Source organism: Geodermatophilus sp. SYSU D00814, from assembly GCF_054050055.1.
Genome location: NZ_JBJGYP010000005.1, coordinates 131,618 through 155,943 on the forward strand (window position 1 = coordinate 131,618; position 24,326 = coordinate 155,943).

General features: G+C 76.7%; 17 protein-coding genes. 6 read left to right on the forward strand and 11 right to left on the reverse strand.

The window, feature by feature from the left end:
- Positions 1-2: 2 nt before the first annotated feature.
- Entirely contained in the window at positions 3-1,355 is a 1,353-nt protein-coding gene (locus ACI780_RS05440; RefSeq protein WP_457001309.1) for a cytochrome P450, read from the reverse strand.
- Positions 1,356-1,576: 221 nt separating this feature from the next.
- Here ACI780_RS05440 and ACI780_RS05445 point away from each other — a divergent pair, with 221 nt between their 5' ends.
- Together ACI780_RS05445 and ACI780_RS05450 are read left to right on the forward strand one after the other, a co-directional pair.
- Positions 1,577-2,605 carry an aldo/keto reductase gene (locus ACI780_RS05445; protein ID WP_457001311.1) on the forward strand — a complete coding sequence of 343 codons (1,029 nt, stop codon included), beginning with the start codon at positions 1,577-1,579 and terminating at the stop codon, positions 2,603-2,605.
- A gap of 7 nt (positions 2,606-2,612) precedes the next feature.
- Positions 2,613-3,431, forward strand: coding sequence for an alpha/beta hydrolase (locus ACI780_RS05450; protein ID WP_457001313.1), 819 nt, complete (start codon positions 2,613-2,615; stop codon positions 3,429-3,431).
- A 14-nt stretch (positions 3,432-3,445) separates the two neighbouring features.
- On the opposite strand, the gene ACI780_RS05455 is transcribed toward ACI780_RS05450, so the two are convergent.
- Positions 3,446-4,405, reverse strand: a complete 960-nt coding sequence (locus tag ACI780_RS05455; protein WP_457001315.1) for a hypothetical protein — start codon at positions 4,403-4,405, stop codon at positions 3,446-3,448.
- 240 nt (positions 4,406-4,645) lie between these two features.
- Between ACI780_RS05455 and ACI780_RS05460 the strand changes: the two genes are divergently transcribed.
- Positions 4,646-4,894: a hypothetical protein gene (locus ACI780_RS05460; protein WP_456868657.1), complete on the forward strand. Its 249-nt coding sequence runs from the start codon at positions 4,646-4,648 to the stop codon at positions 4,892-4,894.
- A gap of 22 nt (positions 4,895-4,916) precedes the next feature.
- Here ACI780_RS05460 and ACI780_RS05465 read toward each other — a convergent pair whose 3' ends face one another.
- Complete coding sequence (locus ACI780_RS05465) at positions 4,917-5,162, reverse strand: hypothetical protein (protein ID WP_456868655.1); 246 nt, start codon at positions 5,160-5,162, stop codon at positions 4,917-4,919.
- A gap of 74 nt (positions 5,163-5,236) precedes the next feature.
- On the reverse strand, positions 5,237-7,507 hold the full coding sequence (locus ACI780_RS05470; protein WP_457001318.1) for an MFS transporter: 2,271 nt from the start codon (positions 7,505-7,507) through the stop codon (positions 5,237-5,239).
- A 365-nt stretch (positions 7,508-7,872) separates the two neighbouring features.
- Between ACI780_RS05470 and ACI780_RS05475 the strand changes: the two genes are divergently transcribed.
- The 3 genes from ACI780_RS05475 to ACI780_RS05485 all read left to right on the forward strand — a co-directional run bounded on the left by ACI780_RS05475 (position 7,873) and on the right by ACI780_RS05485 (position 16,277).
- Positions 7,873-8,688 (forward strand): 3-oxoacyl-ACP reductase family protein, encoded by an 816-nt coding sequence (locus tag ACI780_RS05475; RefSeq protein WP_089403615.1) that lies wholly within the window; start codon positions 7,873-7,875, stop codon positions 8,686-8,688.
- Positions 8,689-8,759: 71 nt separating this feature from the next.
- Complete coding sequence (locus ACI780_RS05480; RefSeq protein ID WP_457001321.1) at positions 8,760-14,294, forward strand: ATP-binding protein; 5,535 nt, start codon at positions 8,760-8,762, stop codon at positions 14,292-14,294.
- 21 nt (positions 14,295-14,315) lie between these two features.
- On the forward strand, positions 14,316-16,277 hold the full coding sequence (locus ACI780_RS05485; RefSeq protein WP_456868652.1) for a 3-oxoacyl-ACP synthase III family protein: 1,962 nt from the start codon (positions 14,316-14,318) through the stop codon (positions 16,275-16,277).
- Between the two features lie 53 nt (positions 16,278-16,330).
- Here ACI780_RS05485 and ACI780_RS05490 read toward each other — a convergent pair whose 3' ends face one another.
- The 7 genes from ACI780_RS05490 to ACI780_RS05520 all read right to left on the reverse strand — a co-directional run bounded on the left by ACI780_RS05490 (position 16,331) and on the right by ACI780_RS05520 (position 24,242).
- The gene (locus ACI780_RS05490; protein WP_457001323.1) at positions 16,331-17,818 is read right to left on the reverse strand and encodes a DUF222 domain-containing protein; all 1,488 of its coding nucleotides are present in this window, start codon (positions 17,816-17,818) and stop codon (positions 16,331-16,333) included.
- Positions 17,819-17,896: 78 nt separating this feature from the next.
- Positions 17,897-18,892 carry an endonuclease/exonuclease/phosphatase family protein gene (locus ACI780_RS05495; protein ID WP_457001325.1) on the reverse strand — a complete coding sequence of 332 codons (996 nt, stop codon included), beginning with the start codon at positions 18,890-18,892 and terminating at the stop codon, positions 17,897-17,899.
- A 102-nt stretch (positions 18,893-18,994) separates the two neighbouring features.
- On the reverse strand, positions 18,995-19,957 hold the full coding sequence (locus tag ACI780_RS05500; protein WP_457001327.1) for a threonine/serine dehydratase: 963 nt from the start codon (positions 19,955-19,957) through the stop codon (positions 18,995-18,997).
- A 59-nt stretch (positions 19,958-20,016) separates the two neighbouring features.
- Positions 20,017-20,436 (reverse strand): nuclear transport factor 2 family protein, encoded by a 420-nt coding sequence (locus ACI780_RS05505; protein WP_457001329.1) that lies wholly within the window; start codon positions 20,434-20,436, stop codon positions 20,017-20,019.
- 3 nt (positions 20,437-20,439) lie between these two features.
- On the reverse strand, positions 20,440-22,062 hold the full coding sequence (locus tag ACI780_RS05510) for a PHA/PHB synthase family protein (protein WP_457001331.1): 1,623 nt from the start codon (positions 22,060-22,062) through the stop codon (positions 20,440-20,442).
- 163 nt (positions 22,063-22,225) lie between these two features.
- Positions 22,226-23,647 carry an ATP-binding protein gene (locus ACI780_RS05515; RefSeq protein ID WP_457001333.1) on the reverse strand — a complete coding sequence of 474 codons (1,422 nt, stop codon included), beginning with the start codon at positions 23,645-23,647 and terminating at the stop codon, positions 22,226-22,228.
- Positions 23,648-23,732: 85 nt separating this feature from the next.
- A complete protein-coding gene (locus ACI780_RS05520) occupies positions 23,733-24,242 on the reverse strand; it encodes a phosphohydrolase (protein ID WP_457001334.1) in 510 nt (169 codons plus the stop codon).
- Positions 24,243-24,326: the final 84 nt, after the last annotated feature.

Here is a 24,326-nt window from a genome sequence, read left to right on the forward strand (position 1 = left end):
CCTCACCCGGTGAGCACGGGCAGCGCGTCGACGCCGTACACGAACGACAGCCGCCGGAACGACAGCCGCTCGGGCGGGACGGCGAGGGCCAGGTCGGGGAAGCGCCGCAGCAGCGCGGGCAGCACCACGGTGAGCTCCAGCCGGGCCAGCTCGGCGCCGACGCACCGGTGGATGCCGTGCCCGAAGGCCAGGTGCCCGCCGCGCGGTGACCGGCCCGGGTCGACGGCGCCGGGGTCCGCGCCGGCCCAGGCCGGGTCGCGGTCGGCGCCGCTCAGCGAGACCAGCACGACGTCGCCGGCGCCGATCCGCTGCCCGCCGACGTCCACGGCGCGCCGGGCGAAGCGGGGGAAGGCCACCTGCACCACCGACAGGTGGCGCAGCAGCTCCTCCACCACCCGCTCGACGTCGCGCGGGGAGCCCTCGCGCACCAGCGCCGCGGTCGCGGGGTCGCGCAGCAGGACCAGCGTGCCCAGGGAGATCATCGCGGCGGTCGTCTCGTACCCGCCGGTGACGACGCCGTCGGCGAGGCCGACCAGGTCGGCGTCGGAGACGGTGTCCCCGGAGGTGCGGACGATCCGCCCGATCAGGCCGTCGCCGGGCTCGCGGCGCTGGGCGGCCACCGCCTCGGCGAGCGACCGGCGCTGCGCGGAGACCGCGCCGAGGGCCCCGGCGGTGCCCCGGGTGGCGTCGAAGCGGCGGGCGCCCAGCCGCCGGAGGAGCCCCCCGTCGGCGCCGTCGAGCCCGAGCAGGTCGCAGATCGTCTGCAGGGGCACGGGCGCGGAGACGTACCGCGCGAGGTCGGCCGGTGACCCGGCCGCGGCCAGGGCGTCGAGCTGCCGGTGCACCGTCCGCTCGACGGCCGGCGCCAGCCGCTGCACGCGGGCGCGGGTGAACTCGGGCGCGACCAGCGCCCGCAGCCGGGTGTGGTCCGGGGGGTCGGTCATGCCGAGGCCGCCGACGTCGTCGGCGGTGACCGGGCCGTCGCCGCCGAACAGGTGGCGCACGTCGGTGCTGAACGCGGCGTTATCGGCGAGCACCGCGCGGGCCTCCGCGGCGCCGGTGACGAGGTGCACCGGCAGGTCGAAGGGCAGCTCGAGGCGGTGCACCGGCCCGCGCGCCGCCAGCTCGGTGAACTCCGGCACCGGGTCGAGGCCGTCGCGCCGCAGGGGCAGCGTGGCCGACCGCGGGAGGGCACGCAGGACGGCGGGGTCCGGTCCCCGGCGCCGGACCCGGCGGGCCAGCCGGGCGCCGAGCCACGAGCGGAGTCGCGCGCGCAGCCGGGGGACCGGCCCGGTCCGGGGCGGTGCGGGGCGCTCCGGCGGTGCGGGGGTGCGGACCTGCTCCAGAGTGCTCATGGCGCCTCGTCTCGGCCACCGGCGGCGGGGCTCCGGCGGGAGGTGACCGCGTCCCGGCCGGGCAGGTCGAGCCTCCCGACCGGGCACCGCGGCGACCATCGGGTGGCGCCCCCGACCGCGCACGGTCGGCTGGGGGAGGACCCGTAGGGGCGCCGCCGGACCGCGGGGGCCCGGCCGTCCCCCGACGAGCGGGACCGCGGCCGGTGTGGCCTGCTGGACGCATGGAACTGCGCACCCTCGGCCGCAGCGGCTGTGCCGTCTCGGCCCTGTGCCTGGGCACGATGACCTTCGGCGCCGAGACCGACGAGGCCGGCGCGCACGAGCAGCTCGACGTCTTCGTCGAGGCGGGCGGCACGCTCGTCGACACCGCCGACGTCTACTCCGCCGGCGCGTCGGAGGAGATCGTCGGGCGCTGGCTGGCCGCCCGCCCGGCCGACGTCCGCGACCGCGTCGTCCTGGCGACCAAGGGCCGCTTCCCGATGGGCGCCGAGCCCAACGCGCTGGGCAGCTCCCGTCGGCACCTGCGGCGCGCTCTGGACGACTCGCTGCGCCGGCTCGGCGTCGAGCACGTCGACCTCTACCAGCTGCACGCGTGGGACCCGCTGACCCCGCTGGAGGAGTCGCTGCGCTTCCTCGACGACGCCGTCTCCGCCGGCAAGGTCGGCTACCCGGGCCTGTCGAACTTCACCGGCTGGCAGCTGCAGCGCGCCGTCGACGTCGCCGAGCGCGACCGCCTCGCCGTCCCGGTCACGCTGCAGCCGAACTACAGCCTGCTGGTGCGCGGCACCGAGGCCGAGATCGTGCCGGCGTGCCTGTTCAACGGGCTGGGCCTGCTGCCGTGGGGTCCGCTCGCCGGCGGCTGGCTGTCGGGCAAGTACACCCGCGACCAGCGGCCGCAGGGCACCACCCGCCTCGGCGAGGACCCCGACCGCGGCATGGAGGCCTACGACCGCGTCGGCGGCCGGGAGCGCACGTGGGACGTGCTGGAGGCCGTGCAGGACGTCGCGGAATCGCGCGGCGTGTCGATGCCGCAGGTGGCGCTCGCCTGGCTGCGCGCCCGGCCGGCCGTGACCTCGGTGATCCTCGGGGCGCGCACCACCGGGCAGTTGCGCGACAACCTGGGCTCGGCGGACCTGGTGCTGTCGGCCGAGGAGACCGCGCGGCTGGACGCGGTCAGCGACCCGGCCGCCCCGGACTACCCCTACGGCGAGCTGGGGGTCGAGCAGCGCAGCCGCAGCCTGTCCGGCTGACCGCCCGGTGCGCGGCGTGCTGCGGGCGCTGCTGGTGGTCGTCGTCGTGTGCGCGGTGCTCGTCGGCCTGCTGTGGGCGTTCCAGCGCCGCCTGGTGTACCTGCCCGACGACGGCCCGGTGCCCGCCGCCGCCGACGCCGTCCCCGGCGGCCGCGACGTCCCGCTGCGGACCGCCGACGGGCTCGAGCTCGGGGCGTGGTTCGTCCCGGCCGGTCCGGGGGCGCCGGTCGTGCTGGTGGCCAACGGCAACGGCGGGCACCGGGGCCTGCGGGCGCCGCTGGCGCGGGCGCTGGCCGACGCGGGGCTCGGCGTGCTGCTCTTCGACTACCGCGGCTACGGCGGCAACCCGGGCAGCCCCAGCGAGGAGGGTCTGGCCCTCGACGTCCGGGCCGCGCGCGAGTGGCTGGTCGAGGAGGCGGGCGTCTCGCAGGAGCGGCTCCTCTACTACGGCGAGAGCCTGGGCTGCGGGGTGGTCACCGCGCTGGCGCTCGAGCACCCGCCGGCGGGGCTGGTGCTGCGCTCGCCGTTCGTCGACCTCGCCGCCGCCGGCGGCCACCACCACCCGTTCCTGCCCGTCCGGCTGCTGCTGCGCGACCGGTACCCCGTCGCCGAGCAGGTGGCCCGGATCCGGGTGCCGACGACGGTCGTGCTCGGCGAGGCCGACACGATCGTGCCGCCGGCGCAGAGCCGGCGGGTGGCCGAGGCCGCCGCGGGGCTGCACCGGCTGGTGGAGGTGCCCGGCGCCGACCACAACGACGCCGTCCTGCTCGACGGACGGGCCCTGGTGGCCGCCGTCGTGGAGCTCGCCGACCGGGCGCGGGGGTGAGGCGGGCGCGGGACTCAGCGCGCCCACAGGGAACCCGGCCGGAACCGGTGCAGGAGCCGGCGCGGATGCGCGCCGCGACGGCCGGCCGGAGGGGCCGGGACCGGGCCGGCCGGCGCGGCGGTGGCCGCCCGCAGCGCGTCCCGCCGCCGCTCGAGCTCGGCGACCTCGGCCAGCAGGGCGCCGCGCCGCGCCGCGGCGTCCCGGTCGAGGCGCTGCCGGACCGCGGCCGCCTCGTCGTCGGCGCGCTGCCGCTGCTCGCGCCCGGTGTCCAGCATCCGGACGATCTCCTGCCGGGCGTGCAGCCGGGCGGCGGCCGCGTCGTCGGCGGCCTGTCGGCGGACCGCCGCGGCGTGCTCCGCGGCGGCGTCCTCGACCGCCCGCGCCTCGGCGAGCCGCGCCGCGATCGCCGCGTCGGTGTCCCGGCGCGCCTGCTCGGCCGCCTCGAGGACCCGGCCGGCCTCGGCGGTGGTCTGCTCCGCCTGGGCGGCCGCCACAGCCAGCACCCGCTCGGCGTCGGCCGCGGCGTCGGCGCGCACGCCCCGCGCGCAGGCCAGCACCTGCTCGGCCTCGGCCGCGGCGGCGCGCCGGTCGGCCCGGGCCTCGGCGCGGATGCCGTCGGCATGGTCGGCCGCCGCGGCCAGCAGCGCCGCGATCCGCCCGGACACCCGGACGAGCTCGGCGCCGCCGGAGGAGTGGGCCAGCAGGTCCCGGGCCTCCGCGAGCGCGGTCGCGGTCGCCAGGTGCCGGGCCAGCAGGTGCTCGCGCTCCCGCTCGGCCGTGGCGAGCTCGTCCTCGGCCCACCGGACGTAGGTGTCGACCTGGAAGCGGTCGTAGCCGGCGAGGGCGCGGTCGAACATCGGGCCGGCCGCGAGGACGGTGGGCAGGTCGCCGGCGACGTTGGGGCGCCGCAGGTCGGGGAGGTCGGTGGAGGAGGCCCCGGTGGTGCCGGGGTCGGTGCGGAGCTCGATGCCCATGCCAGCTGCCTCTCCGCGGTCGGGTCCGGGCTGGGCACGCTACGGCCGCCGGGGCCGGCCGGCGCCCGGGATCCGGCGGTGGTCACCCGGGGGCGTCGTGAGCCCGCCCGAAGGGGCGACGGCCGTGCCGGGGTGCCACCCCTGCGTCACCAGTGCGTCACCTCTCGCGACGTCGCTCCGGCGGGTGACAGCGCCGCCGTCGCGGGGCGCGGCGCCGGTGCGGGCGAGCACGCTGACCCCATGGACGACGTCCCGAGCACGCCGGCCCCGGGTGACCTGACCGTCCCGCTGCTGTCCGGGTGGGAGGGGGTCGGGGCCGGGCTGCTGCTGCTCGCCGCCCTCGCCGTGGTGGTCCTGCTGCTGGCGGCCGCCCGGCCCGGAGCCGGCAACCGGGTGGAGTGGCAGGCGTGGCTGGACGCCCGCTCGGGCCGGGCCGGCGCCGCACCGGCCGAGCCCGCCGACGGGCCCGGGTCGATCGCCGAGCGGTGACCCGGCACGCCCGGCCGGGGTCTCAGCGCGGTGGGCCGGGCAGCACCGAGCCCTCCAGCACCGACCCCACCCAGTGCAGCGGCCGGGCCCCGCCGTCGGAGGGCTCCCAGGCGTCCCGGGACAGGACCGTGTCCCACAGGTGCAGCTGCGCCCGCCAGTGCCGGGCCACCGCCCGGCGCAGCGGGCCCGCTCCGGGCGGCCCGTCCCGGCGCGGCAGGACGGCGGCCGTGAGGACGACCCCGGTGAGGACGGCGACCAGCGGCGACATGTCGCCACGATGGCCCCTGGCACCGGCCGGCGACAGGGGTGGAACGGCCTCGTAGCGCAGCGGGGCTGCCGGGTTCAGGGGCTGGGCGGCGGGGCCGTCTCGGTGGGCGGCGTGGTCTCCGTCGGCGGCGTTGTCTCGGCCGGCGGCGTCGTCTCGGCCGGCGGCGTCGTCCCGGTGGGCGGTGCGGTCTCCGTGGGCGGGGTCGTCTCGGTCGGCGGCGTGGTCTCCGTCGGGGGTGCGGTGGTCGGCGGCGGAGTGGTCTCCGCCGGTGGGGTGGTCTCGGTGGGGGGTGTGGTCTCCGCCGGCGGGGTGGTGGTCTCGGCGGGCGGTGTCGTCGCGGTCGGCGGGGCGGTCGTCTCCGCGGGCGCGGTCGTCGTCGGCACCGCGGTCGTCGTCGGTGCCGGCGGTGTCGTCGGAGGGGGAGCCGTCGTGGGCGGCGGGGTGGTGGTGACCGGTGCCGGCCGGGCGGTCGTCACCGGCGCGGGCGGCGGCGCCACCTCCTCGACCGGCGGGGGCGCGGCCTGCGGGGGCGGCGCCGGCGCCGCGGCCACCGGCGGCGCGGCCTGGATCACCGAGGCGCCGCGCGCCGGCCCGGGCGGGACGACCACGCCGCGGTCGGCGCTGGGCACCGCGGACGGCGGCGGTGCCGGGTCGGGGGAGGACAGGGCCTCGGTGGCGTAGGCGACGCCGCCGACGACGGCGAGCACCACGGCGGCGGCCGCGGCGGCCTCCACGGCGCGGGGCAGGCGCCGGCTGCGCACCGCGACCGACGGGGCCCCGACGCTGACCACCGGGTGCCGGGCCGGCGCCACGAGCGGGACCGGCTCCGGCCGGCGGTGCCGGCCGGTCTGTGCCCGCGGCGCCAGCACCCCGCACAGCAGCGCGCCGGCGAGCAGCACCCCGGCGCCCAGCAGCAGCGCGGAGGCGTAGCCGGCGCCGAACGCGTCGCGGGCGCCGTCGGCCACGGCGGCGGCGCCGGGTCCCTCCCGCTCGGCCACCGCCAGCGCCTGGGCGACCCCGGACTCCGCCCAGGTGGCGGCGCGATCGGGCAGCCCGGCGAGCGCCGGCCGCAGGTCGTCCCGGTACCCGGCCAGCAGCACGCTGGCCGCCACCGCGCCCCCGAGCGCGCCACCGACCTCCCGCGTCACGTCGTTGACCGCGGCGGCGAGCGTGCGCCGGTCGGCGGGCAGGCCCTCGATGATCAGCGCGGTGCCGGGGGTGAGGGCCAGCCCGAACCCGACGCCGAACACGAACAGCGCCCCGGCGAAGTGCCACAGCGGGGACCCGCCGTCGGCCTGGGCGGCCAGCAGCGCCAGGCCGGCGGCCATCTGCCCGAGCCCCCAGGCCGCCACCGTGCGGGCGCCGAGGCGCCGCAGCAGGACCGGGGCCAGCTGCGCGGTGGGGCCGATCCCGAGCGCCATCGGCGCCAGCCACAGCGCGGCCTGCAGCGGGGTGAGCCCGTGCACGTACTGCAGCCACTGCGGCGCGAGGAAGAACAGCCCGAAGGCGGCGAAGAACTGCAGGAAGACGGCGGCGCTGCCGGCCGACAGCCCGCGGTCGCGGAACAGCCGGACGTCGAGCATCGGGGCGGCCGCGCGCAGCTCGTGGACGGCGAACGCCACCAGGCACACCGCGCCCGCGGCGAGCACGGCCACCGTGACCGCGTCGGTCCAGCCGCGCTCGGGGCCCTCGATGATCCCCCACACCAGCGCGCCGAGGCCGAGCAGCGCGAGCAGGCCGCCGAGCGGGTCCAGCGGCAGGTCCGGGTTGCGCGAGGGCGGGACCACCACCAGGCACAGCACGGCGACCAGGGCCGACAGCAGGCCGAACGCCAGCTGCACGCTGCCCCACCAGGCGAACTCCAGCAGGACGCCGGCGAGCACCAGGCCCAGCAGCGCGCCGGCCCCGGACACCGCCGCCCACACCCCGATGGCCGAGGCCCGGCGCTGCGGCGGGTAGGCGTCGACCAGCACCGACAGGGTGGCCGGCATGACCGCGGCCGCGCCGGCGCCGGCCAGCCCGCGCAGCGCGATCAGCGCCGCCGGGTCGGCGACCAGCCCCGAGGCCGCGCTGCAGCCGGCGAACACGGTCAGCCCCAGCAGCAGCGCGCCGCGGCGGCCGTAGCGGTCGGCGGCGATGCCCAGCGGCAGCAGCAGGGCGGCGAAGGTCAGCGCGTAGACGTTGACCGCCCAGGTCAGCTCCGTCTGGGTGGCGCCGGTGTCCCGGGCGAGCTCGGGTAGCGCCAGCGCGAGCGACGAGCCGGCGCCGATGACCAGGGCGAGGGCGGCACACATGACGGCGAGCAGGGCGCCGAGGCCCCCGCGGGTCGTTCGGGCGTCGGCCACGCGGTCTCCTGTGGTCGCCTGACAGGCCGGTGCTGGGCGGCGCTCAGGGTGCTGGCCTGCGGATACGCACCACAAGCCCCGCACGGTGCTCGGCGGCCGGCCGGCGGCTCACCCGTCCGGGTGACCCCGCATGGCGTGACGCTGCGTGATCCACGGCGTCACCCGGCGGGTCCTCCCGCCCCGTCCCGGTCCGGCCGGCCGGTGCGGTCGCCGCGCCCCGCGCTCCCGCCGTCCGCTTGCCCCGCCGCCCGCCGCGCAGGATGCTGCCCGCACCCGATGCCGGAGCAGGTGGCGTCGTCCACCACGTCGTCACCCCCGCTCCGGCGCAGGACACGGCGCACGCGCCCGAGCCCCAGGAGGAGCCGGTGACAGCGACCCAGACCCGTACCAGCAGGGCCGGTGACAAGCTCTCCGGCCGGGTGGCCTTCGTGACCGGCGGCACCCGCGGCATCGGGGCGGCCATCTGCCGCAGCCTGGCCGCGCAGGGCGCCGACGTGGCCGCCGGCTACAGCGGCAACACCGAGCGGGCGGAGATGTTCGCGCAGGACTTCTCCGGCGCCTACCCCGACAGCCGGATGAGCGTCCACCGCGGCGACATCGCCAGCCCCGACGACTGCCGGCGCACCGTCGCCGAGGTCATCGAGCGGCACGGCCGGCTCGACATCCTGGTCAACAACGCCGGCATCACCGCCGACCGCACGGTGCTGAAGATGACCGACGACGACTGGCGCCGGGTCATCGACGTCAACCTCTCCGGCGCCTTCTACCTGTCGCAGGCGGCGCTCAAGCACATGCTCGAGCGCGGCAGCGGCCGGATCGTGATGATCTCGTCGGTCATCGGGGAGACCGGCGGCATCGGCCAGTCCAACTACGCCTCGGCCAAGGCCGGCCTCCTGGGGCTGACCAAGACGCTGGCCCGCGAGGCGGCGATGCAGGTGCAGCGCTCGGGCAAGACCGACGGGCTGGGCATCACCGTCAACGCCGTCACGCCCGGCTACACCGCCACGGAGATGCTCGAGAGCGTGCCGGAGAAGGTGCTCGACGGCCTCAAGGGCAAGATCCCGCTCGGCCGTCTCGGGGAGCCGGAGGAGGTCGCCCGCGTCGTCCACTTCCTCGCCGCCGACGCCTCCGGCTACATCACCGGGCAGGTGTGGGGGGTCAACGGCGGGCTGGACATGTAGCCCGCGCCGTGCAGCCCTGCCGCCGACCCCCGGGGCTCCGTTCGACCCATCGACCAGGGAGAGGTACCCGCGTGTTCGAACGGATCGCCGTCGTCAACCGTGGTGAGCCCGCGCTGCGGCTGATCCGCGCGGTCCGCGAGCTCGACGCCGAGCACGGCACGCGGACCCGGGTGGTCGCGCTGCACACCGAGGCCGAGCGCCGCGCCACGTTCGTGCGGGCCGCCGACGAGGCGGTCGTGCTGGCCGACACCGGCGGCGTCAACCCCTACCTCGACCACGCCGAGCTCGGCCGGGCGCTGCGGGTCAGCGGCGCCGACGCGGCCTGGGTCGGCTGGGGCTTCGTCGCCGAGGACCCCGCCTTCGCCGAGCTGTGCGCCGACCTCGGCGTCACCTTCGTCGGGCCGCCGCCGGAGGCGATGCGGCTGCTGGGCGCCAAGATCGAGGCGAAGGTGCTCGCCGAGCGGGTCGGCGTCCCCGTCGCGCCGTGGAGCGCCGGCCCGGTCGAGGGCGCCGACGACGCCCGTCGGCACGCCGAGGCGATCGGCTACCCGCTGATCGTCAAGTCGCGCAGCGGCGGCGGAGGGCGGGGCATCCGCGTCGTCCGCACGCCCGGCGAGCTCACCGAGGCCCTCGAGCGGACCCGGTCGGAGGCGGCGAAGAGCTTCGGCGACCCCGTCGTCTTCATGGAGCGGCTGGTCGAGGGCGGCCGGCACGTCGAGGTCCAGGTGATCGCCGACTCCCACGGCACCGTCTGGGCGCCCGGGGTGCGCGACTGCTCGGTGCAGCGGCGCAACCAGAAGGTCATCGAGGAGTCGGCCTCCCCGGCGCTGTCGCCCGAGCAGGACGCCGCGCTGCGGGAGTCGGCGATCGCGCTGGTGCGGGCCGCCGGGTACGTCGGCGCGGGCACCGTCGAGTTCCTGTACCAGCCGCAGGAGCGGCTCACGACCTTCCTGGAGGTCAACACCCGGCTGCAGGTCGAGCACCCGGTCACCGAGGCGACCACCGGCCTGGACCTGGTCAAGCTGCAGCTGCACGTCGCCGCGGGCGGCCGGCTGGAGGGCGACCCGCCGCCGGCCACCGGGCACGCCGTCGAGGCCCGGCTGACCGCCGAGGACGCCGAGCAGGGCTTCGCGCCGGCGCCCGGCCGGGTGGAGCTGCTGCGGCTGCCGACCGGCCCGGGCGTCCGCGTCGACACCGGGCTCGGCGTCGGCGACGTCGTCCCGCCGCAGTACGACTCGATGATCGCCAAGGTCATCGCCTGGGGCCGCGACCGCCCCGAGGCCCTCGCCCGGCTGCGCTGCGCGCTGCGGGAGACCACCGTCGTCCTGCGCGGCGGGGCGACGACGAAGTCCTTCCTGCTCGACCTGCTCGACCGCCCCGAGGTGGTCGAGGGCACCGCCGACACCGGCTGGCTCGACCGCTCGGGCCTCGCCGAGATCGTCGGCGGCGACCGCGGCGCCGGGGACGCGTGGGTGGCGCTGGTGCAGGTCGCCGTCGACATCGCCGCCGCCGAGGAGGCGCGGGAGCGAGAGGCGTTCCTGGCCTCGGCGCGCGGCGGGCGGCCGCGGGCGCCGCACGAGGTGGGGCGCACCGTCGAGCTCGGCGTCCGCGGGCAGGTGTACCGGCTGACCGTCGCCACCGTCGGGCACGACCGCTACCGGGTCGGGCTCGACGGGCGGGTCGTCGACGTCGAGGTCGACCGGCTCGGCCCGCTGGAGACCCGGCTGGCCGCCGCCGGGCGGCGCTACGCGGTGGTCGCCGTCGAGGCGCCCGGGTCCTCGCTGGTGGAGGTCGACGGCGTCACCCACCGGGTCGGCCGCGACGTCGGCGGCGTGGTCCGCGCGCCGGCCCCGGCGGTGGTCGTCGCCGTCCGCGTCGCCCCCGGCGACGAGGTCGAGGCCGGCGCCCCGGTCGCGGTGGTGGAGAGCATGAAGATGGAGACGGCGGTGCGGGCGCCGTTCGCCGGCCGGGTCCGCGAGGTGCGGGCGGTGGTCAACAGCCAGGTCGACGCCGGCGCGCCGCTGCTGCTGCTCGACCGGGCCGGCGGCGACGTCGAGGAGGCCACCGGCGAGCGGGTGGTGCTGCCCGGCGGCGACGACGAGCCCGACGGCGACCCGCACGCCCGGGCGCTGGCGCTGCTGGCCGAGCTGCGGGCGCTGGTCACCGGGTTCGACGTGAGCGCCGGTCACGCGCGGCGGCTGGTCGCCGAGTACGCCGCCGCCCGCGACGGGCTGCCCGCCGACGACGCGCGGCTGCTGTCGGCCGAGCTCGACGTGCTGGTCACCTTCGCCGACCTCGCCGAGCTCTCCCGCAACCGGCCGGCCAGCGCGGAGGAGGAGGCCGACACCCAGGTCCACAGCCCGCGCGAGCACTTCCACGCGTTCCTGCACTCCCTCGACGCCGAGCGGGAGGGGCTGCCGGAGACCTTCCGCGCCCGGCTGCGGCGGGCGCTGGCCCACTACGACCTCGACCAGGACGTGTCCGACCTCGAGCCCGGCCCGGCGCTGGAGGAGGCGGTGCACCGGGTGTTCCTCGCCCAGCAGCGCACCGCCGAGCAGCTGCCCGCCGTCTCGGCGCTGCTGGACCGCTGGCTCACCGCCGACCGGCTGCCCGACGGGCCCTCCCGCGCGGAGGTGGGGGAGGTGCTCGACCGGCTGGTGGTGGCCACCCAGCTGCGCCACCCCTCGGTCGGCAACCTCGCCCGCGCCGTGCGCTTCCGGCACTTCGAGGAGCCGGTCGTCCGCGCAGCCCGGCAGGAGGTCCTCGACCGCGCCGCGAAGCTGCTCGAGGAGCTCGACGAGGCCGGCGCCCGCGGGGACACCGCCGAGAGCATCCGCCGGATGGAGGCGCTGGTCGCCAGCCCCGAGCCGCTGGTCCGGCTGCTGGCCCAGCGCCTGGCGCGCACCACGAGCGTCCCCGACCCGGTGCTGGAGGTCCTCACCCGCCGCTACTACCGCAGCCGCAACCTCGAGGACGTCCGCTCGAGCCTGCTCGACGGCGACACCTGCGTCACCGCCGAGTACGCCCTCGGCGGGGAGCGGCTGCACCTGCTGGCGCTCATGACCCGCGCCGAGCGGCTGCCGCAGGCGCTGGCGGCGGTGGCCGGCGCGGTCGACCGCCTCGCCGACCCGGGGCGGACCGTCGTCGACCTCTACGTCGACTGGCCCGACCGCCCGGCCGACCCCGACGCCCTGTCGGACACCGCCCGCGGCCTGGTCGACGGCGTCCCCGGGCTGCGCGCCGCCCGCCGCGTCACCGTGACCGCGTCCACCCCCGACGGCGGCCCCAACGGCGGCGAGGTCGAGACGCTCACCTTCCGCCCGGACGACGACGGCCGGCCGGCCGAGGCGCGGCTGCTGCGCGGCCTGCACCCGCTCACCGCCCAGCGGCTGGACCTGTGGCGGCTGGAGGCCTTCGACGTCGAGCGGGTGCCCTCGCCGGAGGACACCGTGCTGCTGCACGTCACGGCGAAGGACCACCCCAACGACGAGCGGTTCATCGCGCTGGCCGAGGTCCGCGACCTGACGCCGGTGCGCGACGAGCGCGGCGACGTCGTCGGGTTCCCCACCATCGAGCGCCAGCTGCTGTCCTGCCTCGACGGGCTGCGGCGCTCGCAGTCGCTGCGGCGCTCGCGCCGGCCGCTGGAGCACAACCGGATCCACCTCTACACCTGGCCGTCGATCGAGGTGCCGCTCGCGGAGGTCGCCGAGTTCGCGCGCACCGCCGCGCCGCTGACCCTCGGCGCGGGCCTGGACCAGATCGTGCTGTTGGCCCGGCTGCAGGAGGAGGAGGGCCGGCCGCCGCGCGACGTGGCGCTGCGCTTCGCCAACCGCCCCGGCGTCGGGGTGCGCATGGCGGTCACCGACCGCCCCACCACGCCGCTGCGGCCGCTGGACGACTACACCGAGAAGGTGCTCAGCGCCCGGGCCCGCGGCGCCCCCTACCCCTACGAGCTGGCCCCGATCCTCGCCGGGCCGGGCGGGTCGTTCACCGAGCTCGACCTCGGCGAGGACGGCCGGCTGGCGCCGGTGGAGCGGCCGCCGGGGCAGAACCGGGCCGGCGTTGTCGTCGGCCTGGTGAGCACCCCGACGCAGCGCTACCCGGAGGGCGTGACCCGGGTGGCCCTCTTCGGCGACCCGACCAAGGCGCTGGGCACCGTCGCCGAGCCCGAGTGCTCCCGCATCGTCGCCGCCCTCGACCTCGCCGAGGAGCGGGGCATCCCGGTCGAGTGGTTCGCGCTCTCGTCGGGTGCCCGCATCTCGATGGACAGCGGCACCGAGAACATGGACTGGGTGTCGCGGGCGCTGCGCCGGATCATCACGTTCACGCAGGCCGGCGGGGAGGTCAACGTCGTCGTCACCGGCATCAACGTCGGCGCCCAGCCGTACTGGAACGCCGAGGCGACGATGCTCATGCACACCCGGGGCATCCTCGTCATGACGCCGGACAGCGCGATGGTGCTGACCGGCAAGCACTCCCTGGACTACTCCGGCGGCGTGTCGGCGGAGGACAACTTCGGCATCGGCGGCTACGACCGGGTCATGGGGCCCAACGGGCAGGCGCAGTACTGGGCGCCCGACCTCACCGGCGCCCTCGACGTGCTGACCCGCCACTACGACCACACCTACCGCGCGCCGGGGGAGCGGTGGCCGCGGCCGGCGGGCACCTCGGACCCGCGCGACCGCGACGTGCGCTCCTTCCCGCACGAGCACCCGGCCAGCGACTTCACCACGGTCGGCGACGTGTTCTCCGCCGAGGCCAACCCCGAGCGCAAGAAGGCCTTCGACATCCGCACGGTGATGCGGGCGGTCAGCGACCAGGACCACCCGGTGCTGGAGCGGTGGGCCGGCATGGCCGACGCCGACACCGCCGTCGTCCTCGACGCCCACCTCGGCGGCCACCCGGTGTGCCTGCTCGGGGTGGAGTCCCGGCCGATCCCGCGGCGCGGCAGCCGCCCGGCCGACGGGCCCGACCAGTGGACGGCGGGCACGCTGTTCCCGCGGTCGTCGGCCAAGACCGCCCGCGCGATCAACGCCGCCAGCAGCAACCGGCCGCTGGTCGTGCTGGCCAACCTGTCGGGCTTCGACGGGTCACCGGAGTCGCTGCGCAACCTGCAGCTGGAGTACGGCGCGGAGATCGGCCGGGCGATCACCAACTTCGACGGGCCGATCGTGTTCTGCGTCGTGTCCCGCTACCACGGCGGCGCGTTCGTCGTGTTCTCCGGCGCCCTCAACGAGCAGATGGAGGTGCTGGCCGTCGAGGGCTCCTACGCCTCGGTGATCGGCGGCGCCCCCGCCGCGGCCGTCGTCTTCTCCCGCGAGGTCGACCGGCGCACCGCCGCCGACCCCCGCGTGCGGGAGCTCGAGGCCGCCCTCGGCTCGGCCGACGCCGTCGAGCAGGCGCACCTGCGGGCGGAGCTCGCCGGCGTCCGCAGCGCCGTGCGGTCGGAGAAGCTCGGCGAGGTCGCCGCCGAGTTCGAGGCCGTCCACGACATCGAGCGCGCCCGCCGGGTGGGCTCGGTGCACGACATCGTGCCCGCCGCCGAGCTGCGGCCCCGCCTCATCGCCGCCGTCGAGCGGGGGATGGAGCGCGCCGTCCGCAGCTGACCGTCGACAGGGAGGACCCCCGTGAACACCTTCGTCCTGAACCGGCACGGCCGCGTCGTGTTCCCCTCGAACGTCATGCCCGAGCTGGACCTCTCCACCGTGGAGACGCTCGAGCAGCTCGACAGCGTCATCCGGCGGGACTTCGAGACCAAGGCCCCCAGCGGCACCGAGATCCTCGGCAAGGTGCGCACCGGCGCCTACGCCACCCGCTACGACCTCATGCGCGACGTCGCGCTCAACCTGTTCTGGGCCAACCGCTTCTCGATCACCATGTACGACAAGCGGCCCACCCGCTGGGCCGACGTCCCCCGCACCCGCGACGACGTCTTCCTGCCGGTGCTGCGGCCGTGGGAGGACGGCGAGACGAAGATCGCCGCCGTCGAGCAGGCCTACCCCACCCTGCCGGCGCGGTGGGACGCCGAGGTGGAGGACCGCGTGTTCGGCATCCTCTTCGACGTCTACGGCCACCGCCGGCACCAGGCCACCACGCTGCCGGCGGTCAAGCCGACGGTCGCGGAGTTCCTGGCGCAGTCGGGTGCCCTGACCTTCCGGCTGGCGTCCTACGACCCCGACCACCCGGTGTACAGCTACGACGACATCGTCGACTGCAGCGAGGACGTGCCGGAGCTGGAGGCGCTGCACCGCTGGGCGATGGTGCTGCACAACCAGTACCCGTGGGACCGCTCGCAGGTGGAGCTGACCGAGGCGAGCCGGCTGCGCGACGACGACTGGGTGGTGGCCTTCCACCCGCGCGACCGGGAGGTGCGCGGCTTCCTGCGCCGGCTGCGCGCCGGTGTCCCGCCGCGGCACGCCCCCGCGCCGCGCGAGTCCCGCCCGCCGGTGCGGCCGTTCCCGGCGGTCGACGTGCGGGCGCGGTTCGCCGTCCGGCCGCGGCTGGAGGCGCTGGTGGCCGTGCACGGCGACCAGGTGTGCAGCAACGAGGACCTGATCCGCAACACCGCCTACAACTGGTCGCCGATGAGCGCCGAGGAGATCGCGGCCAAGACCGGCATCCGGGAGCGGCGCTACAGCTCGCTGCCGCTGGAGGAGCTGGCGCTGCAGGCCGCCGAGGGGGCGCTGGCGCGGGCCGGCCGCGAGCCGGAGGAGATCGGCGCGGTGCTGGTGTGCACCTGCACGAGCTCCCGGCTGATCCCGTCGCTGGCCACCTACCTGTGCGGCCAGCTCGGGATGCACCAGGTGTACGCCGCCTACGACGTCATCGCCGCCTGCGCGGGCATGCCCTACGGCGTCGCGGACGCCACCCGGCTGCTGCAGGAGGTCGAGCGGCCGGTCCTGGTCGTCTGCGCCGAGAAGTTCTCCGACAAGATCGGCAACGTCCGCACCTCGCGGATGATCTTCGGCGACGGCGCGGCGGCGATGGTGGTGGGCCCCGCACCCGAGGGCGACGACGGCGACGTCGACCTGCTCAAGACCTACGCCAGCGGCCCGGCGAGCGAGGTCAACTCGATCCTGTGGCCCAACCCGGAGTTCGACAACAACATCACCGTGTTCGGGCCGCAGGTGAAGGCGCTGGCCGGCCGCTACCTCACGCAGATGATCGAGGAGCTCGGGCAGCTGCCGGCGCCGGAGGGGCGGGCGGGCTCGATGATGGACGCCATCGACCTGATCGTGCCGCACCAGGCGAACAAGACGATGGTGGTGCAGCTGGCCGAGCGGGCCGGGCTGTCGGCCGACCAGCTCTACTTCGACATCGACGAGGTCGGCAACACCTCCTCGGCGAGCATCCCGCTGGCCATCCACGACGCCGTCCGCGACGGGGTCATCACCGAGCCGGTGCGGGTGTTCGCGCCCGGCTTCGGCGCCGGTGCCGTGGCCGGGTACGTGGTGCTGCGGGTCGACCCGGCGGTGGTCGCGGTGTCGACGCCGTCCGTGCCGCACGAGCACGGCGCCGACACCCCCGCGCCCCCGCCGTCCGACGAGACCCGCTCGGCCTCGGAGGGCATGCAGGAGGCCTTCGGCTGACGGCTGGTCCAGGTCCCGGCCCGTGGCGGGCCGGGACCGCCGGGCAGGCGGGATCAGAAGGGCGGCGGGTCGTCGTCCGGGTCGGGCGGCCCGTCGGCTTCCGGTGGTGGCTCGGGTGTCGGCGGTGGTGGTCGCAGGCCCGGTGGCCGGGTGGTGCGGGTGATGCCGGACGGTGTGGTGACGGTGAGGGTGCCGTCGGGACCCATCTGGAAGCGCCAGCCGCGGGCGAAGGTCTTCACCCGGTGATGCGAGCGGCAGAGGCAGCAGAGGTTGGCGCAGTCGGTGGCCCCGCCGGCGGCGTGGGGGAGGACGTGGTCGGCGTCGGCCCAGCCGACCCGCTGCCCGCAGGTGGGCATCCGGCAGGTGCGGTCGCGGGTGCGCACGAACGCCTGCTGAGCGGCTGAGGGGGTGTAGCCGTCCCGGCCCGCCGGCCGGTCGAGCACCGCGCACCCGCACTCGGCGTCCCCATGCTCCTCGCAACCGCGGGCGGCCAGCTTCCGCAGCCGGTCGAGGGTGGCCGCCGCCCGGAGCGTCCCGTCGCCCTCGGTCAGCGCCACCGTCACCGACCCACCCTCGGGGGCCTGTACGCCGAGGGCGTCGAGCTGGGCGAGGAGTGCCCGTAGGTGGGCGGCGGTGATCGGCAGCCCGTTCACCTCCCCGGCCTGGTCCGATCGGCCGGACAGGGCGGCGAGGGTGGCGATGATCTGCAGGTGCGCGGTCACCGGCGGGCGGCTGTCGTCCCCCGGGCGCCGGATCAGGTCGGCGAACACGGCGGTGCGCAGCTGCCCGATCGGCCGCGGGTCGCCGTCGGCCTTGAGCATCCGGGCGAGTGCATCGACGGTCGCGTGGCAGGCCGCGGCCACGTCGGTCGGTAGGTCGGCGGCCAGCGTGCTCATCCCGTCAGTCGGGGACGGGTAGACGCGCACGTCGGCCTGTCGTTCGGCGGTCGTGCGGCGCTGGTCGACCGCGTCCGAGTCGGCCTCCAGCAGGAGTTCGAGCGCGCGCTTCTTGACCTTGCCGACGGTCAGCTGTGCCGCCTCGGGCAGCACGGCGGCCTCGATGCGCCGGGCGAGAGCCGGGGCGGTGTGCTGCAGCACGTCGACCAGCGCCTTCGCGCGGGCCTCGTCCAGCTCCCCGGCGGCCAGCGCCGCCCAGGTGGCGGGCAGCCGCTCGCGGTAGGTCCAGGCCCGGGTGGCCAGGTGGTTGGCGGTACCCCGGCCGCAGTTGAGCACCAGCGCCAGCTCGGCGGTGAAGAACTCCGACACCCCGGGCAGCTCGCCATCGGGCTTCCACGACCGCGCCCCCGGGGTGCCGGGTGCCGGGTCGTCGTCAGCGGGGCTGTCGTCGGCCAGGCCGAGGACCAGCTCGGCCTCGTAGGCGGCGGTCTGCGCCTTGAGCGCGGCGATCTGCTGCAGCTCGGTGGCCTTCTGCTCGCGTGAGAGCAGGGCCACCGGCAGCCGACGGAACTCCGGCGGGCGGGAGGCGAGCAGGTCGAGGAGGTCACCCGCTACCGGCGACTGGACGTCCGAGACCTCCTGCACGACTCCGAACCTACGCACGGGGTACGACAGTTCCCCCAGGTCAGCAGCGTGTGAGGGTGGGCAGTCCGTCGGCCGACGTCACGGCAGGCGGATCTCGGCGACCAGTTGGGCGTGGTCGGAGACCGTGCGGTCGGGGCGCTCGTCGCTGACCTGGCTGTCGACGAGGTGGTCGTTGAGGTATCGCATGCCCACCACCTCCCCGATCCGCTGCGGGTTGCGCTCGTAGAACTCCTGGCTCACCAGCACGTGGTCGAGGTTCTCGTAGTGCCCGTTGAAGACGTGGGTGTAGCTGACGTCGCGTCCGCTGCGGCGGGTGGTGATCTCGTGGGCCGAGTACAGCAGCCGGTCCCAGTAGGCCCTGCGGTCGTCGGGATCCCTCGGCCAGAACCTCGACGGCGCGTCGCCCGTGACGATGTCGGTGGTGACCGCCCGGGCGGCGTCGTTGAGATCACCCAGCACGATCACCGGTCGGGCGTTGTCCACGACCTCCTGGAGCACGAGGAAGCGCAGCGCCGCGGCCTCGGCGGCGCGGCGGATCAGCGCCCGCGCCTTGCCGAGCGCCTCCTCGCGCGGGTCGTGCTCCGGTGCCCCGGGGTCGCGGATCGGCCGCTTGGACTTCAGGTGCGCGACGAAGACCGTCGTGGTGGTGCCCGTGGCGGGGTCGAGGACCACGCGCGTGCGCAGGACCGGGCGGCTGAAGGTCCCGACCGGCAGCGCGACCCCCTCGACCTCCGCGTCCACCCCGGGCGGGAAGTCGGTGACGGCCGTGACCGGCTCGTCGACGGGCAACCGGGTGGCCAGGCCGAGCCGTGGACCGCTGACGCCGTCGGCGCCCGGGGCCACGACCGTGCCGCCGGGGAACTGGCCCGACCGGTCGCAGACGTCCCGCAGGGCCTCCTCGTGGAAGACCTCCTGGAAGCCGACGAGGTGCGCCTTCATCCGGGTCAGCTGCCCGGCGGTCCACGCCGCCTTCCGGGCGTACTCGCCGGCCGTGTACGGCTTCTCGTCGGGGTAGAAGCGCTCGCCCTGCCGGGCGAGGTTGAGCACGTTGAACGTGCCGACCTTGACGTCCACGTCCGGGTTCCCTCCGCCTGCGTCGCTCGCCATGCTCGACCGGCAGCGTCACCGCCACGTCATCGCGACGGCGCCGGACGGCCGCGGGCGACCGGGAGGGGGTCAGCGGCCGCCGGGTCCCTCGGGGGTGAGGTCCTCCGGCGCGGTGTTGGCGCCGCACAGGACGACGGCGACGCGCTCGTCGCTGTCGGGGACGTGGGCGCCGGACAGGAGTGCTGCCACCGCACAGGCGGCACCGTGCTCGACCACCAGCCGGTACCGCTCCCACAGCAGGCGCCGGGCCGCGACGACGTCGGCGTCGTCGACCAGCACCGAACGGGCACCGGTGCGACGCGCGACCGCCCAGGCGATGGCGCCGAGTCGCGTCGCGCCGAGGGCGTCGGCGGCGACCCCCGACACGGGCACGTCGACCGGCTCCCCGGCCGCGACGGCCTCGGCGAAGGTCGGGACGGTCCTCGGTTCGACGCCGACGACGCGGGCGCGACCCTCCAGGGCGGCGGCGACCCCGGCCATGAGCCCACCGCCACCGACCGCGACCAGGACGGTGTCCACGGCGCCGGCGAGCTGCTCGTGCAGCTCGAGGGCGAGCGTGCCCTGTCCGGCGCAGATCTCCGGCTGGTCGTAGGCGTGGCAGAACAGCGCACCGGCCGCCTCCGCGTGGGCGACGGCGGCGTCGTGGGCGTGGGCGTACCGGTCACCGACCTGGACGACCTCGGCGCCGAGGTCGTGCAGCCGCGCGACCTTGACCGCGGGCGCCGTGGCCGGGACGTAGACCCGGGCGGCGACCCCCTCCTGGGCCGCGGCGTGGGCCACCGCCAGCCCGGCGTTGCCCCCGGACGCGGCGACCACGCCGGCCGGACCCAGCTCACCCCGCTCCGCCGCCGCCAGCACCCGGTTGAGGGCGCCGCGGGCCTTGAACGACCCGGTGTGCTGCAGCTGTTCCAGCTTGAGGGCCACCGCCGTGCCGGGGAGGAGGTCACCGGCCTCCAGCACGGTGACCGGCGTGCGACGCACGTGCGCGGCGACGCGGCGCCGAGCGGCCTCGACGTCGTCCCTGCCGATCACGACGTCACCGTAGTGACGCCGGCCGGCCGGTCGACCGCGCCCGTCGACGCGGGCGGGACTCAGCCGCCGCCGCGCACCCGCACCGGCAGGCCGGGCGTCGTCTCCAGCGGTGACCCCTCGGCGTACGGAGCCCGGTCCTCGGCCGGGGGGAACGCCCCGCCCATGTAGATGGTCTCCCGGTCGATGAGGTCGCCGCGGAAGTGGAGGACGTCGACGAACGGCAGGGTCTCGTCGACGCCCTCGTAGCCGGCCTCGCCCTCGGCGATCCACGTGTCGCCCTCGCCCCGCACCGACCGGAGGACGAACCACGTCTCGAGCGGGTAGGCGGCGCGCCACGGCGTGAAGTTCGCCTTGCCGTGGAAGCGCTCGCCGGACTGCGGGAACTCCAGCAGCGCGTCGTCGGTGTAGACCTCCGACCCCTCCGGCTCGGGGTGGGTGAGGTTCCACAGCAGCGCCGCCTTGGCGCCCTCGTAGTCCACGGCCTACCGCCCGGACGGGACCCGGTCGCGGACGTAGGAGCCCGGCGCCGGCTCCAGCGGCGGGTGGGCGGCGCTCCCGGCCTCGGGGGGCGCCGGCACCTCGTCCCCGGAGTGCCCGATCGCCCACTCCGACCACGGCTCCCACCAGCTGCCGGTGTGCTCCTCGGCCGTCGCGCGCCAGGCGTGCGGGTCCGGCCCGGGCTCGTCGCCGGTCCAGTACCGCGCCTTGGGGTTGCCCGGCGGGTTGACCAGGCTCTGGATGTGCCCGCTGTTGCTGAGCACGAAGGTGCTCGGGCCCGACAGCAGCTGGGTGGTCCGGTAGCAGCCGTCCCACGGGGTGAGGTGGTCGGTGAGCGCGCCGGTGACGAACGTCGGGATGGTGATCCGGCTCAGGTGCACCGGCGTCCCGAGCACCCGCAGCGCGCCGGGCTTGACCAGCGCGTTGTCGGAGAAGATCTCCAGGAACTGCTCGTGCAGCCGCGCGGGCAGGTTCGTGCCGTCGGCGTTCCACGCCAGGATGTCGAACGCCGGCGGGTCCTCGCCCATCAGCCACTGCCGCACGAGGTAGTTGAAGACCAGGTCGTCGGGGCGCATCCAGGTGAACACCGAGCCCATCTGGCGGGCGGTGATGACGCCCTGCCGGCGGGAGTTGCGCCGGGCGACGTCGACGAGCCGCCGGCCGGAGAACGCGCCCAGCGGCGCGCGGCTGGCGAAGTCCAGCAGGGTGACCGCGTAGCCGGCGGCGCGCACCCGGTCGTCGCCGGTGGCCGCGAGGTGGTTGAGCGCCGTCGTCATGATCTGCCCGCCGGCGCACAGCCCCAGGGTGGTGACGTCGGGGGAGCCGGTGACCTCCCGGGCGACGTCGACGGCGCTGACCACGCCCTGCGCGTACTCGTCCAGGCCCCACGCGGCCTGCGCCTTCGTCGGGTTGCGCCAGCTGATCATGAAGACCTGCAGGCCCTGGCTGACGGCGTACTCGACCAGGCTGCGGCCCGGCCGCAGGTCGAGGAAGTAGAACCGCCCGATCGGCGGCGGGACGATCACCAGCGGCCGCTGCCGCACCCGCGGGGTGGACGGCGTGTACTGGACGAGCTCGACGACCTCGTCGCGGTGGACGACGGCGCCGGGCGTGACGCCGAGGTCCTCGCCGACGGTGAAGGCGCTGCGGTCGACCTGCGACGGCAGCCCGCCGTTGCGCACCAGGTCGTGCAGCACGTTCCGGGCGCCGCGGACCAGGCTGCGCCCGCCGGTGTCGAACGCCCGCTTGAGGGCGGCGGGGTTGCCGGCCAGCGTGTTGGTGGGTGCCATCGCGCTGGTGAGGGCGTTGAGGACGAAGCGCACCTGCTCGACCTCGCGCCAGTCGGCGCCGCCGGCCTCGAAGTCGTCGACCAGGCGGCGCAGCGACGCCGAGGCGGCCAGGTAGGACTGCGCGAGCCGGCGGTACCCGGGGTGCTGCGACCAGGCGGGGTCGGCGAAGCGGGCGTCCCTCGGGGAGGGCGCGATCTCGTCGGTGCCCCGCAGGATCCGGACGCCGTCGCGCCCGAGCCGCACGGCCTCGCGCGCCAGCGGGCGGGGCTGGGCGAGGGTGGCGACGACGCCGCGGACCATCCCGCGGGTCGAGGGCATCGCGACCGGTTCACCGCCCTCCACCGGCACGGTCGGCGGGGCCGGGTCCGCCGTGCGGGCGGAGCGCGGGCGTGGTGGTGTCGTCGTCACGGGACCCCCCTGTGAGCTGGATCACACGACGTCGACCGTACTGGCCCGTGCGCCCGCTGGGGAGGGCCGTCGGTCAGCCGGTCCCGCCCGCCCGCCGGTGGGCCGCCGCGACGCCGCTGGTGGGCAGCCGGACGCGGAGCACCGTCTCGCCGGGCCGCTGGTCGATCCCGATGTCCCCGCCGTGCCGCTCGACGATCCGCCGGGAGATGTCCAGGCCCAGTCCGGTGCCCTGGCCGACGCCCTTGGTCGTGTAGAAGGGGTCGAAGGCGTGCGCCAGCGTCTCGGGCGACATCCCGGGACCGCTGTCGGCGACCTCCACGACCACCGCCGTGCCCGGCTCCAGGCGCGTGGAGACGCGCAGCGTCCCCGACTCGCCCACGGCGTCCAGGGCGTTGGTGACGAGGTTGGTCCACACCTGGTTGAGCTCCGCGGCCAGCGCTTCGATGCGGGGCACGTCCGCGCCGTACTCCCGCACGACGCTCACCCCGGCGGGGATGCGGTGCTTGAGCATCGTCAGCGTGCTGTCGAGCCCCTCGGTCAGGTCGGTCAGCTGCACGGCGGCGCGGTCGAGCTGGGAGTAGGACTTGACCGCCGCGACCAGGTCGGAGATGCGCCGGGTGGAGTCCTTGACCTCCGCCAGCAAGCCGGTCGCGGTCAGGGTGCTCGCCACCCAGTCCAGCCCCGGCTCGAGCCGGTCGGCGCCCAGCGCCTCGGCCAGCTGCTCGGCCCACGCGACGTCGGCGCCGGCCCCCGCCAGGGTCGGCGCCAGCACCCAGTCGCGGGCCACGCCGTGCTCCGACAGCCAGTCGGCCAGCTCGTCCTCGCGGTCGGCCAGGTCGATCGGGCCCAGGGCCGGCCGGCCCTCGAGCTCCCGGCGCAGGGCGTCGAGCCGGGTGAACTGCTCGTCGGTGACCGCGGCCGCGGTGAGCCGGCGCACCGCGGCGACCACGTCGGTGTGCGCCTCGCCGAGGGCGTCGACGGCCCGGGTGGCCGCGGCCGCCGGGTTGTTCAGCTCGTGCGCCAGCCCGGCGGCGAGCTTCCCGAGGGCGGCGAGCGCCTCGCGCTGCCGCGCCATCGACTCGTAGTTGCGCGCCGAGCGGGAGACCCCCTCGATGAGCGGCAGGCCGAGCGGGAAACGGGCGGCCCACAGCCGGCGCAGCTCCTCGGCGGGGACCCGCAGGACCCGCCCGGCCGTCGTCGCCCTGCCGGTGGCGAGGTAGGCGCCGTGCTCGTCCCACGCCCGGAAGCCGCCCGCCCAGCGACCCGGGACGTCCATGGTCCCCAGCCGCGTCTCGTCCTGCCCGAGGTGGCGCAGCAGGTCGATGCAGCCGTCGAGGAGCACCCACCAGCTCTGCGCCGGGTGGTCCTCCTCGAACAGGACGTCGCCGCACGCGAACGCGACCTCGGTGCCGGCGTCGAGCAGCGTGCGCAGCTGGTCGTCGTCGCTGCCGGCGAAGAGCGCGAGCCCGCGCAGGTCGTCGAGGTGGACGGGCATGGACCGCTCCCTCCGGTGGCCGGCCCCCGAGCATGCCCGGGTCGGCCGCGCTCCGACAGGTCCCCGGCAGCGGCGGGAGCGCCGGTCAGACGAGGACGCGGCGGCCGTGGACGGCGTCGGCGGCCTCGGCGGCCAGCAGGATCCGGCGGGCCGGGCGGTAGCGGCCCTCGCGGAGGCTGCGGGCCTTGGCCGGGTCGGTCGCGGCCAGGTGCGCGCTGGCGGTGAGCGCGGCGCTGTTCTCGGCGAGCCCGACGAGCCGGCCCAGCGGGTGCGCGGCGGAGCGGCGGATCAGGCCGGAGATGTAGGGCTCGCCGGGGCGCGGGGTGACCGCGTCCACCGCCTCGACGACGACCTCCGGCACCCCGAGGGCGCGCAGCCGGTGCAGGTCGTAGCGGCGGGCCGGGTCGGGGTGGTCGCGGGTGGCCGTGACGATGTCGCGCAGCAGCCCGGCCATCTCCGCGTGCGGGCCGTACCGGCGCAGCGCCTCGGCCATCGGCCGCAGCGAGGCGAGGTAGAGGTCGTGGCCCCGGGCGTCCACCTGGCCCTCGTGCGCCGCCAGCGCGAGCAGGTGCGCGTCGGCGACGGTGAAGGCCACGGCGCCGAGGCTAGGCCGGGTCCGTCGACCGGTGCGGCAGGCCCGGCCGACCCACCAGGGAACCGCGCCTCGGCCGACGGCGGT

Bases quoted from the DNA above. Each gene is read 5' to 3' on its own strand.
- ACI780_RS05440 (WP_457001309.1), bottom strand. From the start codon at position 1,355: ATGAGCACTCTGGAGCAGGTCCGCACCCCCGCACCGCCGGAGCGCCCC.
- ACI780_RS05445 (WP_457001311.1), top strand. From the start codon at position 1,577: ATGGAACTGCGCACCCTCGGCCGCAGCGGCTGTGCCGTCTCGGCCCTG.
- ACI780_RS05455 (WP_457001315.1), bottom strand. From the start codon at position 4,405: ATGGGCATCGAGCTCCGCACCGACCCCGGCACCACCGGGGCCTCCTCC.
- ACI780_RS05460 (WP_456868657.1), top strand. From the start codon at position 4,646: ATGGACGACGTCCCGAGCACGCCGGCCCCGGGTGACCTGACCGTCCCG.
- ACI780_RS05465 (WP_456868655.1), bottom strand. From the start codon at position 5,162: ATGTCGCCGCTGGTCGCCGTCCTCACCGGGGTCGTCCTCACGGCCGCC.
- ACI780_RS05510 (WP_457001331.1), bottom strand. From the start codon at position 22,062: ATGCCCTCGACCCGCGGGATGGTCCGCGGCGTCGTCGCCACCCTCGCC.
- ACI780_RS05515 (WP_457001333.1), bottom strand. From the start codon at position 23,647: ATGCCCGTCCACCTCGACGACCTGCGCGGGCTCGCGCTCTTCGCCGGC.